The sequence below is a fragment of the Acinetobacter sp. YH12208 genome, from assembly GCF_013418055.1.
Lineage (GTDB): Bacteria > Pseudomonadota > Gammaproteobacteria > Pseudomonadales > Moraxellaceae > Acinetobacter > Acinetobacter pseudolwoffii.
Genome location: NZ_VPCT01000025.1, coordinates 1 through 14,256 on the forward strand (window position 1 = coordinate 1; position 14,256 = coordinate 14,256).

Annotated in this window: 11 protein-coding genes; 9 read left to right on the plus strand and 2 right to left on the minus strand. The window is 44.9% G+C overall.

Going from position 1 to position 14,256, the window contains the following annotated elements; all coding sequences use genetic code 11:
* Positions 1–416 precede the first annotated feature (416 nt).
* From FTU95_RS14015 to FTU95_RS14040, 6 genes are all read left to right on the plus strand, one after another.
* On the plus strand, positions 417–1,307 hold the full coding sequence (locus FTU95_RS14015; protein ID WP_005095841.1) for a VacJ family lipoprotein: 891 nt from the start codon (positions 417–419) through the stop codon (positions 1,305–1,307).
* A 102-nt stretch (positions 1,308–1,409) separates the two neighbouring features.
* Positions 1,410–2,378 carry an RsbU family protein phosphatase GigA gene (gene gigA / locus FTU95_RS14020; protein ID WP_005095839.1) on the plus strand — a complete coding sequence of 323 codons (969 nt, stop codon included), beginning with the start codon at positions 1,410–1,412 and terminating at the stop codon, positions 2,376–2,378.
* Positions 2,379–2,490: 112 nt separating this feature from the next.
* Positions 2,491–3,009 carry an anti-anti-sigma factor GigB gene (gene gigB, locus FTU95_RS14025; RefSeq protein ID WP_004647542.1) on the plus strand — a complete coding sequence of 173 codons (519 nt, stop codon included), beginning with the start codon at positions 2,491–2,493 and terminating at the stop codon, positions 3,007–3,009.
* 20 nt (positions 3,010–3,029) lie between these two features.
* A complete protein-coding gene (locus tag FTU95_RS14030; RefSeq protein ID WP_159138730.1) occupies positions 3,030–3,857 on the plus strand; it encodes a carbon-nitrogen hydrolase family protein in 828 nt (275 codons plus the stop codon).
* Between the two features lie 105 nt (positions 3,858–3,962).
* Entirely contained in the window at positions 3,963–4,388 is a 426-nt protein-coding gene (locus FTU95_RS14035) for an organic hydroperoxide resistance protein (RefSeq protein ID WP_005095836.1), read from the plus strand.
* 176 nt (positions 4,389–4,564) lie between these two features.
* Positions 4,565–4,957, plus strand: coding sequence for a DUF4951 domain-containing protein (locus FTU95_RS14040; RefSeq protein ID WP_100355709.1), 393 nt, complete (start codon positions 4,565–4,567; stop codon positions 4,955–4,957).
* 49 nt (positions 4,958–5,006) lie between these two features.
* On the opposite strand, the gene gspE is transcribed toward FTU95_RS14040, so the two are convergent.
* Positions 5,007–6,494: a type II secretion system ATPase GspE gene (gene gspE, locus FTU95_RS14045; RefSeq protein ID WP_159138729.1), complete on the minus strand. Its 1,488-nt coding sequence runs from the start codon at positions 6,492–6,494 to the stop codon at positions 5,007–5,009.
* Positions 6,495–6,638: 144 nt separating this feature from the next.
* On the opposite strand from gspE, the gene FTU95_RS14050 reads away from it, so the two are divergent.
* The gene (locus FTU95_RS14050; protein ID WP_167381259.1) at positions 6,639–7,418 is read left to right on the plus strand and encodes a hypothetical protein; all 780 of its coding nucleotides are present in this window, start codon (positions 6,639–6,641) and stop codon (positions 7,416–7,418) included.
* Between the two features lie 9 nt (positions 7,419–7,427).
* Positions 7,428–8,351, plus strand: coding sequence for a mechanosensitive ion channel family protein (locus FTU95_RS14055; protein WP_005095828.1), 924 nt, complete (start codon positions 7,428–7,430; stop codon positions 8,349–8,351).
* Positions 8,352–8,398: 47 nt separating this feature from the next.
* Here the strand turns inward: FTU95_RS14055 and FTU95_RS14060 are convergent, their stop codons facing one another.
* Complete coding sequence (locus tag FTU95_RS14060; protein WP_180078829.1) at positions 8,399–11,107, minus strand: DUF2339 domain-containing protein; 2,709 nt, start codon at positions 11,105–11,107, stop codon at positions 8,399–8,401.
* Between the two features lie 161 nt (positions 11,108–11,268).
* On the opposite strand from FTU95_RS14060, the gene polA reads away from it, so the two are divergent.
* A complete protein-coding gene (polA, locus tag FTU95_RS14065; protein ID WP_180078831.1) occupies positions 11,269–14,031 on the plus strand; it encodes a DNA polymerase I in 2,763 nt (920 codons plus the stop codon).
* The last annotated feature ends 225 nt before the right edge of the window (positions 14,032–14,256 follow it).

The window sequence follows — 14,256 nt, forward strand, 5'->3', positions numbered from 1 at the left end:
GTAAAAATCCACACAAGTTGTTCTTCATAAGCTCTTAATGATCTTCTTGCTGATTCGTCACCAGCAAGCTAGGTCGGCTATATTACACTGAATTTCTAAAGTGTCAATCCGTAATTCAAATTAATTTGAACTTAACCAACAAAACCCAATCTTAACACCTCGTGCTAAGTTACTGTTTTATCAGAAGTTTTAATCTTCATTACTGCCGATGGATGTGCATTCTACAGCATTTCAGGGCGCTTGCAACACCTTTTTCAAGAAAATTATTTTGCATGTACATTTTTTACTCTTTTTGTGTATTTTCATTCATTTTTTATACAAATTTGCTTAAATGATGTCTATTCGTGAATATAACGTTTATTATTTTTATACTAATAAGTAGTGCTCCTTACTCAGACAAGGCCTCGGGTTTCCTTATGCATCGTTCTATTTACTTATCTATATGCTTATTTTCTCTAGTATCAAGCGTACATGTTTTCGCAGAGGTCAACACGGATGTGGAAAATGAATCTTTGAAAACGCCACTCAGAACCAAAATATCGGCCAAGGCACAACAATTACAGACACAGCTAAAAGTCGATGCCAGTGCAGCACAGGCTGAAGAAGTCAAAGATCCTTTCCAACCGTTAAATAGAAAGATTTATCAGTTTAATGATGCGATTGACCGTACTGTGGTACGTCCTATAGCTGTTCAGTATGTTGAGAAAGTTCCACAGGATGTCCGCGGTAGCTACACCAATTTCCGTAATAACCTGGGTGAACCCTGGAATGTAGTCAATCAGCTGATTCAGGGTCGTCCGACCCGCGCAGCAAAATCCTTGGGACGTTTTACCATTAATACTTTAACGACCTTAGGTTTGGCTGATCCGGCACGTCGCCTTGGTTTAAGTCATGAAGACGAGAGATTTGGAACTACTTTGGGTTATTATGGTGTTGCGTCTGGTCCTTATATTATGTTGCCATTTTTAGGCCCAAGTTCAGTGCGTGGGGTGATTGGTACTGCTGTAGATAGTCAAACCCGCCCACAAAAATATCTTCTCGAAGATGAAGATGGGCTTTACTGGACCGACCAGTTCTGGCGTGCCATTGATAACCGCTCGGAAATACTGGATGTTGAAGGGGTGCTGACCGGTGATCGTTATGCCCAGATTCGGGATATTTACTTGCAACGCACCAACTACGCGATTGCTGAAAAGAAAGGTACAGAACAAGATACCCTATTTCTAGAAGATGACTTCGAAGAAGATAGTTCTGAAGATGTACCTTTTGATGAGAACAATATTGAATCTTCAGAAGAAGATCTTTAAGTTCATGCTTGATGTATGATTGCTAGTGAAATCTGTTCGCTAGCAATACCTTGCTTGTTATAGTACATCGTATAACCAACCCTGAGATCGAATCACTTTTTTATGTATTTCATTCAACCGACTCGTGATATTCCCTATTTAGATCAGGTACTTGATACGCTTCCGCATATTCAGATGATCTATCTGGATGATCATGAGCTGTATGATTCTACGATTATCGCAATTGCAGATGTACATGACTATCTGAAATATAAGTGGAATCTGCCTACCATTGTGCTGGCCTTAGAGCATGAAGGCACAGCGTTGGCTCAGGCTTGGGAGCAAGGGGCGCTGGCAGGCTGGATCTGGAATAAACTTCCTGAAAATCCTGACCTGGCGCTGCAAAAAATTGATGCGCAATATAAACGTAACCAGGATAGCCGTGATCTGCCTTCTGCGGCAGAACTACAAAAAAGATTGTTACCCAACCCGATTAAACTGACCAATTATGAGGTCGAAACTTATTTTCAGCCTTCAGCCTATCTTTCAGGAGATTGGTATGATTACTGGAAAATTAGCGACAAAGAAGTGATTTTCTATTTGGCCGATGTATCTGGACATGGCGTCACCAGTAGTTTACTCACGTCCTGGATGGCTGCTTTTCACGGTCGCTCCAAAACGCCGCGCGAGCTGATTAAAAAGCTTAACGGCATGCTAATGCAGGAAAATATTGAAAAGCACATCACCATGATTGCCGGGATTTTAAATCTGGAAACCCATGTATTAAAATGGTCCAGTGCCGGACATTATCCCCCACCGATTATATTTGAACCCAATCAAGAACCTAAGATTTTCTCTACCAGCAGCTTCCCTTTAGGCCTGACCGAAGAGCTTGAGGTTGAAGAAAACGAATGGGTATTAAGCCCTAATGCCCGTTTTATCATCTGTTCAGATGGTGCACTGGAACCCTTTGATGGTGGATTAAATGAGCAATTTTCGCAATTATTACATCACTTGCAGAATGAGTCATTTCAGGCTCCAGAACATGTGGCCGACGATATCGCCTTTTTAAGCTTTATCCGCGTAAATTAGCAGTATATTTACAGACTTTATAAGCACTTAATTTGATTACCACTTTCAGCTACTTGAGTATCAATACACCCTATGGGATAATTTAATATCCTTCTCTGCAAATGGCATTTATATGTCAACAGGTCATGTTGAATATGCAAGTCTGAATGGAACGCATATTTTTAAGCTTATCGGCGAAGTGCGTGCCCAATCTTGTATTAGTCTAGACAAATTACTGAACAAAATTGAACAGCAGGACAACGTAGTTGGCGCTATCGTTGATCTCACCGAAACCAGTTTTATTGACAGTACCGTACTGGGTGTTTTGGCCAAGTTAGGACTGAAACTCAAGCAAGTACATAATATTCAGGCTGTTATGCTTTCCACCAATTCCGACATTACTACTTTGGCCAACAGTATGGGACTGAGCCAGGTGTTTGTGATTCTGAATTATTGTGGCGATCCGAATGTCTGCACCCGTGCGCTGATGGAAGAACATGTCACGCATCAAAATATGCTAAATACCGTTCTGGATGCGCATAAAACCTTGATGAAGCTAAATCAAAGCAACCAGAATATGTTTGAACCTTTAGTCAAACAGTTACAGAAAGAGCAAGACAATTTAGATAAAATCTCCGAGCAAAAGGTATAACGACTATATAAGAGGACCGCATGACTTTACTTTCTGTTGCACAAATGAATTCTCAAAATGAAATTGACGCCAATTTTGTGGAGATTGAGTCTTTAATTCAACAAAGTAAGGCCAATGGTGCTGAGTTAATTGTTTTCCCGGAAAATTTCGTCTGTTTCGCAGCAGGCAAACAACGCGAAACTGCTGCACAATTTGAAGTCATTCAACAACGTCTGGAACAACTTGCCCATCAATATCAAACCTGGATTGTGGCCGGGACTTTGCCCTGCCCTTATCGTCCGGATGGTTCAATCATTCAAGATGGCCGGGTGCGTACTGTCAGTCTGTGTATCAGTCCTGAACGAACCGAAGCGCGTTATGACAAAATTCACTTATTTGATGTACAAGTCGGCGATGCTGTCGGTGGTTATCAGGAGTCTAAATTCTTTGAACCCGGCACAGATGTGGTCGTTGCCAAGACTCCTTTTGGCAATATCGGCTTGATGGTCTGTTATGACCTGCGCTTTCCAGAACTGGCTTTAAGCTTACGTGCTAAGGGTGCAAATCTCCTGACTGCGCCTTCTGCATTTACCTATACCACCGGTGAAATGCACTGGCAGTTATTGCTGCAAACCCGTGCCATGGATAGCCAGTGTTCGGTACTTGGCGCTGCTCAACAAGGCTGGCATGGTGAAAAACGTCAGACTTGGGGGCATGCAGCTGCCACCAATAGCCGCGGCCAACTGTTGAATATGATCCATGCTGATGGCGCACATTTGATTACGGTGGACTTTGATTTAAGTGAACAGCAAAAAATCCGTGAATCCATGCCTTTAATGCAACATCGTAAACTGCTACAACTTTCTTAAGAAACCTGCCCGGATACTTGCATAAATTAACAAAATCCCTGCTTATTCTTCAGGCAAAATCGCCGAGCATAGAAGCTCCATGAAAAATAAATAGGGATTAAGCTCATGTCATTAGAAAAAGCCGTCTATACCGCACATGCCAAAGCCACAGGTGGTCGTGATGGCCGCGCCACCTCTGACGATCAGATTTTAGATGTACAATTGGCCGTGCCCAAAGAAATGGGGGGACCTGGTGGTGGAACCAACCCTGAACAGCTCTTTGCCGCAGGTTATTCGGCATGTTTCTTGGGTGCGATGAAATTTGTTGCCAATCGTGACAAACTGAATATGAGTAAAGATGCTTATATCGAGGGTGATGTAGGAATTGGTCCAATTCCGACCGGGTTTGGTATTGAGGTGACTTTAAATATCCATCTTGAGGGTATGGATCAGCAAGAAGCGCAAAAACTGGTAGATGCCGCGCATATTGTCTGTCCGTATTCAAATGCAACCCGCAATAATATTGATGTGAACTTAAACGTCATTACTTAATTTTTTTATTCAACCGCTATCCTGAAAAAATGCTTCAGGATAGCTAGAGCTCTATTATACAATTTTAATCGCTGCATCTTCCCTTAAAGGCCAATTCTCTTTTCAAAACAAAAGCAAAAATCTTAATACCTATATATAATGATTCTTATTTGCAATAATTTATTTTAAATCACCTTATGTTTAAATTATTTATTTCTAGTTCTCTCCTGTTCAGCATTGCGACTGCCTCTTTTGCAGAGCTGCAAATTTCAGAAAAAGTTCGCCCCCAAGTAAAATCTGTAGTTAATGCCGGGATTGAACGTCTGCCCATTCCTGCAACACCCAACAATATGATTCTGCCTGAATTTGGTAAAGGTATCATTGGTTGGGGTGCTGGCCCCAAAGATGCCGAAGTCCGTTTCCAGCGTGTCACCACAGCCGATGTTGAAAAAATGAAACAGGATGGGGTTACTTTAGAAATGGCGCAGGCCTGGCAGACCTTCTATGAAAATGAAACTCAGCGGAATCCGGGCAATCCGACTGCACCTTTTCGGGCCCAACTGATGAAAAAAATCGTCAGCCTCTGGTAAATATCCAGATATCCTGAGGATAAGTCATTAAAAGCAGCAGATTAAAAAATTATTCTGCTGCTTCATTGGTGACCCGTAATACTTCTTCAATGGTAGTTTTCCCTGCCAAAACTTTGCGCAGACCATCATCCCGAATCGAACCGGATTGCTGCCGTGCATAACTTTCTATTTCGTATTCGGCCGCATTGCCATGAACCAGACGGCGCATATGATCATCGACGGGCACAATTTCATAAATCGCAGTACGCCCACTAAAACCAGTATTGCCACAGCGTTCACAACCCTGTGGTTGCGGCAGTCTTAAATCCTGTGGATGTTCAATATTTTCAAACAGTTTCTTTTCAAAAGCATCTGCTTCATACCAGGTCGCGCAATGCGGACATAACGTTCTGACCAGACGCTGGGCAATTACCCCAATCAGGGAACTTGAAAGCAGGAACGGCTCAATGCCCATATCCTTCAAACGCGTGACAGCACCAATCGCGGTATTGGTATGCAGGGTCGACAACACCAGATGCCCCGTCAAGGAGGCCTGCACCGCAATTTCTGCGGTCTCCAGATCACGAATTTCACCCACCATCACCACATCAGGATCTTGGCGCAGCATGGCTTTTAAGGCACGTGCAAAGGTCATATCCACTTTGGTATTCACCTGGGTCTGACCAATACCTTCCAGTTGATATTCAATCGGATCTTCAGCGGTGAGGATGTTTTTGGAACCATCATTCAGGTCAGAAAGTGCGGCATATAAGGTGGTGGTTTTACCCGAACCGGTGGGGCCAGTGACTAAAATAATGCCGTGTGGACGATGCACCAGAGTTTTCAGTCGATCATAGTCATTATTCATCAAGCCCAAATGGGTCATATTTAAACGACCGGCCTGCTTGTCCAGCAGACGCATCACCACACGCTCACCATGAGAGGATGGCAAAGTAGATACACGGACATCGACTTCACGTCCGGCCAGACGCAAGGAAATACGACCATCTTGTGGAATGCGCTTTTCCGCAATATCCAGTTTGGCCATGACTTTAATCCGCGAGACCAAAAGCGGCGCAAGTTCACGGCGCGGCTGGACAATTTCACGGAGCTGGCCATCGACCCGTAAACGTACCGACAGTTTTTTCTCAAAAGATTCAATATGAATATCGGAAGCCCCGACCCGAATCGCTTCAGACAATAATGCATTGATCAGTCGTACAATCGGCGCATCATCTTCCTGATCCATCAGATCTTCAGCTTCAGGTACGGAATCGGCCAGACTGAGTAAATCCGGATGATCTTCCAGACCCGCAGCCACCTGTTGTGATTCGCCGCTATCTCCGGCAAAACTGGAGCTGAGTAACTGGTTAAATTCCTGTTCGCTGCACAGCTGAAAATGAGCCGGATAACCGAGCAGACGGCGCGCTTCCTGCAATGCAAGCATCGAGGTATTGTCACGACGCAGAATAAAGGCCTGATCTCCCTCATAACGCAACAGCACACCATGGCGCTTGGCGAAGCTATATGGGATTTGTAATTGTTTAAGTACTTGCATCGTGAATTATAATAATGATGAAAAAATTTAAATTGAGTGTACTCTAAGCATATGACAGCGTGAAGTATGTTTTCAAAGATTTAGCAAGAAAGGGTGCCAACATTGCCGCAAGATAAAGATGAATTAATCCCGAATACAGCGAAAATGCGCTGGTGGGGAGAACAGATTTTTGAAATAAATCAATCCAAAGCCTGGCAGTTTGGTTCCTTGCTGTTTCGTCTGACTCGAGGCATTCAGGAATGGCGACTGGAATACTATCGTCCTGTGGTGCAATATGATTATGAGCAGCAATGGCATCAGATTGATGATCCGAACTTTGCCTTTCCAGCGCCGGTGCACATTGAACGTTATATGTTCAAATCTACCCAAAATAAATTACAGTTGATGCCACGTTTGGCAAACCGTTCGGTGGTGATCAAGCCGGTTGATCCGATTTATATTCCTGCCGGACAACGTGGTACGCTTTATATCAGCACGCCCTTATGGATTGCTGGTTTTGTCGAGGGGCAGCGCGAACCAATTTTTGATCTCCCGGTGATCTTGCCAAAAGACACCTGGTTTGGGCCGAATCATCGCTCAGGTGAAATCTGCTATGCCACTGCAGTCGATGGCAGAACTGAACTGAAACAATTGCATCCACGCGCTTTTCGTGCGGTTACACCGATTGAATTTCACAATACCAGTAACCAGCAATTGCGCTTTGACCGGATGAATGTCCCGGTGCCTGCCCTGCCGTTATTTTACAGTGAAAGTACCGGGCGCTTATGGACCTCGCAAATCCGGGTCTTGCATGAAGGTTCGGACCGCCCACCGCGTATTCGGGTGGAGAACCGTACCCCGCCAAATGCCGGTGAAGTCGCCTATCTGCATCCACCGCGTGATCCGGCGGGCGCTTTATTTAATATGTTTGATTCATTTTTCTAAGGGCGTCTGATGCCAAGTTCAAATATTCCGACCGAAGTCACCAACAGCCTGAAGGGAGTATTTACCAATATCAATACCGACCGTTTAACCGAAATTTTGGTCGCGGTGGTGTTATGTTTTATTGGTTTCCTGATTGCGCGCTTTATTTCCAATACCTTTATTCGGACCATTGGTGTACGTTTTAATGCCCATCAGAAGCTGGTCTGGCGCCGCGGGATTTTCTATTTTATTTTCCTGCTGTTTGTAATGGCCAGCCTGAAAGAAGCCGGTTTTAAACTGAGTGTCTTCCTCGGGGCTGCCGGGATTCTCACCGTAGCCTTGGGTTTTGCGTCACAAACCTCGGCATCCAACCTGATCAGCGGTCTGTTCCTGATTGGTGAGGGTTCTTTCGAAGTCGGCGATACTATTCAAATCACCTTGATTCGTGGGCATACCATTGAAGGTGAAGTGATTTCGATTGACCTGCTTTCAGTCAAACTCCTCACGCAGGATAATATCTATGTACGTTTGCCGAATGAACAGCTGATTCGGGCACCGGTACAGAACCTGTCAAAATTTCCGATACGGCGTATTCCGATTACGCTGGCGATCAATTTCCACGAAGATATTATTAAAGTACGAGAAGTGCTGCTGGATGTCGCCAATAAATATCCACTGGTTCTAGCTGACCCGAAACCTGCAGTCACCGTTACCGCCTTTCGTGAATCATCCATCGAGTTGCTGTTTGCGATCTGGTGCCAGCAGGAAAATTATCTGAAAGTACGTGATGAAATGCAGGAACGGATTCGTAATGGCTTTGTCGATAATCAGATTGAAATTCCAGTGCCGAAAATGGGCTTTGTCGACCATCCATTATCTCGCCCCTTAGAGAATGTTGATATTGACCAATATGCCAATGACAAGGCACTCAAAAGAGAGCCTGATCTGAAATAACCCTTCGATTCCCTCTCCTTTTTAAAGGAGAGGCTTAGGGAGAGGATTCAATCAGTTTTCTCTGGCATCGGCGCAATATAGGCAATCAGCAGCATCACCCCACCTGCCAGCAAGAAGGAAATGACTCGCGTCAGGGTGCCAATATGCGACAGGTCAAAGAGTACCAATTTTAAGGTCACAACCACCAGAATACTGCCGCCTAAAATCCACATCGGCTTCAGGTTTTTTAAGGTTGCCGTCCACATGGTGATCCAGGCCAGCAATACCCAAAGTACAGTCAAGCTGAGTTGCACCGTCGCATTACTCCATAGCTCCAGATCATTAAACGGCGTGTGTAAATACACATGTAAAGCTCTTAAAACCATATAACTGGAAAGCCATAACAGGCTCAGCACCATCAAGACTGCGATCATGCCTTTATCACGGCCAACCTTAATCTGTTGCAACAGCATCCAGATAAAACTGGCAAACATGGCGACACTGATCAGGTCAAAAGGATTCAGAATCGGCAACCAGTAATACTGGAATGCTTGCTGACTAAATAACTGTGAACATACCAGCCAAGTGGCCATCAGCAATAAACAACACTTGGTTTGCCAAAGCTGCTGCCAGCCTGATTGCAGGTCCTGTCGATAGCACCACAGGCAAAACAATAAAGGCAGGATCACCATACTGAAATAAGGCATGCTCGGGATCAGACACAGACTGGCCAAAGCCAAACTGCTAAAAACGCCCAAACTCATCCATTCTTTGGATAGCTGCAAACCAGCCAGCGGTCTGAGCCACAGCATGGCCAGTAATATAGCTGAAAGGGCAAAAACCCCGCGCTCCAGACCGCTATCCCAGACAATCACCGCATTTTGACTACGATCCAGTGTCAGAATCACTGCAATGACCAGCAAGGGTGAGATACCACTCCACTTCGGTAGCAACCAGGACCATTGCTGATTTTTGCGCAGAATCATTTCATTCAACAGCACATAGCCCAGTGTGATGATGAATAAACTCAACACATAGGCATGCTGACTCGAAAATTCATCTTCCAGCAAAGCAAAGAGCATTAAACTGACTGCAACACTTAAACTACTTAAAAAACTGATACTCAGACTATCCAGTTGCTGCTGGTATTTTTCTTTGAGCTGACTGATCGCCACTACTGCCACATAACACAGACTCAAAATCCAGAAAATCATCCGCGGTGTGGGATTGATTTCGACCAGATAATACAGGCTGCTAAATCCGGCCATCAACAATAAGCCCATACTTAAATAATGCGCCACCCGGACATTTTTCTCTAAGGCCCACAGATAAATTAGCACCCCTTCCACAGCCCAACCAACCACACTCCATTGTTCGGTCAATAAGATCGGTGGCACCAGTGCCAGAAAAATCAGCATCAGACTCAGATAACTTTGTGAAATAAGCTGAATCGTTTGTTTTTGGCGCAATAAAGTCCAACAAGTGGCAAAGACCCCTGCGAACAACAGACTTAGACCGGCTTGCCAGAGTTTTTGATCGGGCTGATTAAAGTGAATCAAATACAGAAAAATATAAGCAGTAATCGGTGCGGCAAAAATCAAGGCCAAGTCGAGTACCGGTTTTAGCTGAAAACGGGACAAATCCTGTCGTGCCAGCAACTGGCTAAAACGAAAACCCAGCCAGATAAACAGCGCACTATGCGCCAGAATCAGCACAGTCATGGCATAACGCTCATGAGTATCACCATGAATCAGGCTATACATTCCACCGACAATCGCCGTAATTAAAAAGGCAATCTGATTGAGAATTTTCCAGGGGCGGAAGCTGCTCAGCACTGCCACCCCGACATTAATCAGCAAGTAATAACTGATCAGCTCAACAGCGGAAGCATCTCGGATTGGCAAGGTAAACGGCGCCAGATAAGCAATCAGCAAAGCCATTATGGCCAGTTCGATACTTTCCTGTTTCAGACTTAAATACAGCGTCATTGCCAAAATGATGATAAATACACATGCTGCCAGCGGTAGTGTTGGAATCACCAGATTGTAATAGGCAAAGAATAATGTCAGAAACAAACTCCCTAAACCTAATCCTTCCAGCGCCAGAGCAAAACTGCGGTTTTTAGGAATCAGCCGATAGCCCAGTCCTGTTACAAACAAACTGGCAAGCGCAACCAGACCTAATTTAGCAGCCAGACTCAGCTGCCAGTGCTCGGTGGCAAAACGCAGCAACAAAATAATCCCGATCACTAAAATACTAATGGCGACTTTTAAGACCGGATTGCCCTGAAAGATCCAGCGCTGCACTTGATCGATGAGATTAGGCGTGGACTGAGAATTTAGAGCCGGTTGAGCAGTCACAGGTGCAGCATCAGACCAGTTCGGTGGTGTCGAGGGTGGTGGATCGGCAGAATAAGATTGCGACTGTAACTGTATCAAGCGTCCTTCCAGACGTTGCAGCCATCGGAGTAAAAAGAACACCCAAGCGGTAATCCCGATGCCCATCAACCAGTCAAGCTCGGCCAGCCCACCGACAATGGCAATAATTGAAGAGACATATAAAGGAACTTTTGAATTGCGTTCCAGAGACCTCTGCTGCTGTGCAGCCAGTTGCTGTAGCGGGGCTTCTACTGCGCTGACATATTGCATCACACTGAAGAGAAAACCCACGCCACACAAATAAGTCACAATCTGATAATCCAGATACCAGGCACTGATCCCAACAATTAGCAGAGTAATCAGCCAGATCATGCGTAACTCATTGCGTCCTGCAGCCATTCTTATATTTCTCTTTCCTGAATCATTCCATCATACAACAGCTTGTGCTGCTTATTTCATCTTCAGCCGATATTCGCTAAGCTGTAAACTCAGACTCGCCTCAGCGAGCGCAGTAAAAATCACGTACAATAGCGCTGTATTTTGAATAAGGAATTGATTACATGCCACCATTTGTCTTGGTCGATGGCTCTTACTTTTTATTTCGTGCCTTTCACGCACTGCCACCATTAACCACGTCAACCGGTTTACATACCAATGCAATTCGTGGTGCGATTTCTGCTATTCAAAAACTGATGCGTCGGATCCAACCGACCCATATGGCGGTGATTTTCGATACGCCAGAACCGACGTTCCGGCATGAGCTTTCACCGATTTATAAAGGTGACCGCCCGAGCATGCCGACGGAATTATCCGAACAGATTCCTTATTTGCATGCCTTGATTCGTGCGCTGGGTATTCCCCTGCATACCTTACCGGGTGCCGAAGCCGATGACATTATCGGGACATTGGCCAAACGTGCCGAAGCCCTGGGACATCAGGTGCTGATTTCGACTGGTGATAAAGATATGGCGCAATTGGTCACAGACAAAGTGACCCTGGAAGACAGCTTTAAAGAAAAGCCGCTGGATGTCGATGGCGTGTTTGAAAAGTTTGGCGTATGGCCAAATCAGATTATTGATTACCTGACCCTGATGGGCGATGCTTCTGATGGCATCATGGGCGTGCCGGGTGTCGGTGCCAAAACCGCGGCAAAACTGCTAACCGAATATGGTTCGATTGGCGGCATTTTAGAAAATGTCGACAAGATCAAAGGCAAAGTTGGTCAAAATATTAAAGAACATGTCGATGGCATTGCACTGGACCATCAACTGGCCAGTATTGTGATCGATCTGGATCTTAACTTTGGTTATGACGATTTAAAACTGGGTGAGCCGAATGTCGAGACCTTACGTCATTTGTACACCGAGCTGGAATTTCGTAATCAGCTACAATCCTTAGATCACCCAAACAACCCGAATCATTCAAATTATAAACAGGCGGCAAGATCCATTACCGCCAAACCGGCAACTCTGCCAGACACCACAGAAGATCATGCTTCTGTGACCAGTGGCGATGATCAGCTAGGTCAAGCAACCTATCATAGTGTGTTAAACCAGCAGGACTGGGACAAGCTGTTTGCGCGCTTAAGTAGCGAAAAACGTTTTGCCTTTGATACTGAAACCACCAGTCTGGATTATCGTATCGCGCAGATTGTCGGCTTCTCGGTCGCCTTTGATGCCAACGATGCTTACTATGTTCCTTTGGCCCATGATTATGAAGGCGCACCGGAACAGCTCAATCGTGAAGTCATCTTGGCACAGATCAAGCCGATTCTGGAAGATGACAGTGTACAGAAAATTGGTCATCATCTGAAATATGATGCGCATGTACTGGAAAACCATGGTATTCATTTGGCAGGCTGGTATTTTGATACCATGCTGGCATCGTATGTGCTGAATTCTGTGGCAACCCGTCATGGTATGGATGATGTGGCGCGTCTGTATTTGAGCCATCTGACCACGACCTATGAACAAGTTGCCGGTAAAGGAGCCAAACAGAAAACCTTTAACCAGATTCCGCTGGAAACCGCTGCACATTATGCTGCTGAAGATGCTCATGTCACTTATCGTCTTTATGAAGTTTTGGATGAAAAACTCAAAGTCCATCCTGAATTAAGTCAGCTTTTGCATCGCATTGAAATGCCGGTGGCACGTGTATTAACGAAAATGGAAGAAAATGGCATTCAGTTAGACGTGCATTTCCTTGACCAGCTCAGTGAAGAATTTGCACAAACCATTCAGAATCTGGAAAACCAGATTATTGAATTAGCAGATCAAAGTTTTAATGTCAGCTCACCAAAACAAGTCGGTGAAATTTTGTTTGATAAGCTGGGCCTCAAAGGCGGCAAAAAAACCTCGACTGGCCAATACAGCACCAGTGAAAGTATTTTAGAAAAACTGGATCATCCGATTGCCGCATTGATTTTGGAATATCGTGGCCTGTCTAAACTGAAAAGCACCTATACCGATGGTTTATGCAAACAGGCCAATAATGACAGTGGCCGCGTACACACCAGTTATCATCAAGCGCTGACTGCAACGGGTCGTCTATCTTCAACAGATCCAAATTTACAAAATATTCCCATTCGCGAGAAAATTGGCCGTCAAATTCGTAAAGCTTTTGTAGCACCGAAAGGTCGTGTGCTGCTCGCTGCCGATTATTCACAAATTGAATTACGCCTCATGGCGCATTTTTCCCAAGACGAAGCCTTGGTACATGCCTTTAATCACGGTCAGGACGTGCATCGTCGTACTGCAGCAGAAGTTTTGGGCATCGCTTTTGAAGAGGTGACAAATGATCAACGTCGCCAAGCCAAAGCCGTGAATTTTGGTCTGCTCTATGGCATGTCTGAATTCGGTCTAACCCGTCAGTTGGGCTTTACTCGTCAAGAGTCACAAGAATACATTAAACAGTATTTCCATCGTTATCCGGGGATTTATGAATATATGCAACGCACCCGTCAGGTGGCACTCGATCAAGGTTTTGTCGAAACCGTTTCTGGTCGTCGTTTATATACACCGGATATTGATGCTCGTAATATGATGGTGCGTAAAGCGGCAGAACGTGCTGCAATTAATGCCCCGCTACAGGGTTCGGCTGCAGATATCATTAAAATAGCAATGATTGAAGTCGACAAGATGTTGCCAAAAGATCAGGCCAAAATGCTGTTGCAAGTCCACGATGAACTGGTGTTTGAAGTCGATGAAGCTATTGCCGATGAACTGGCACCGAAACTGGCTGAAGTCATGCAATCGGTATTGCAGATTTCTGTACCGTTGCTGGTTGAAGTCGGTAAAGGTAAAAACTGGGATGAGGCGCATTAATGCGCCTTTAAGCCCCTTCCTCCCTATAGGAGATGAGGCATATATTCGGCAAGGGGATGCAGGTTGGTTTTAACCCCCTCTTCCCTTACGAAGCAATGTCTGTAGTGGTCAACAAATATTGGACACAGTTTTAAGTTTTTGTTCAACTGCAAAAGGGCTGATACCATTATTAAATTGATGTGGTCGTATCCGATTGTAGTATTCCATCAGATACAGCCCTATATC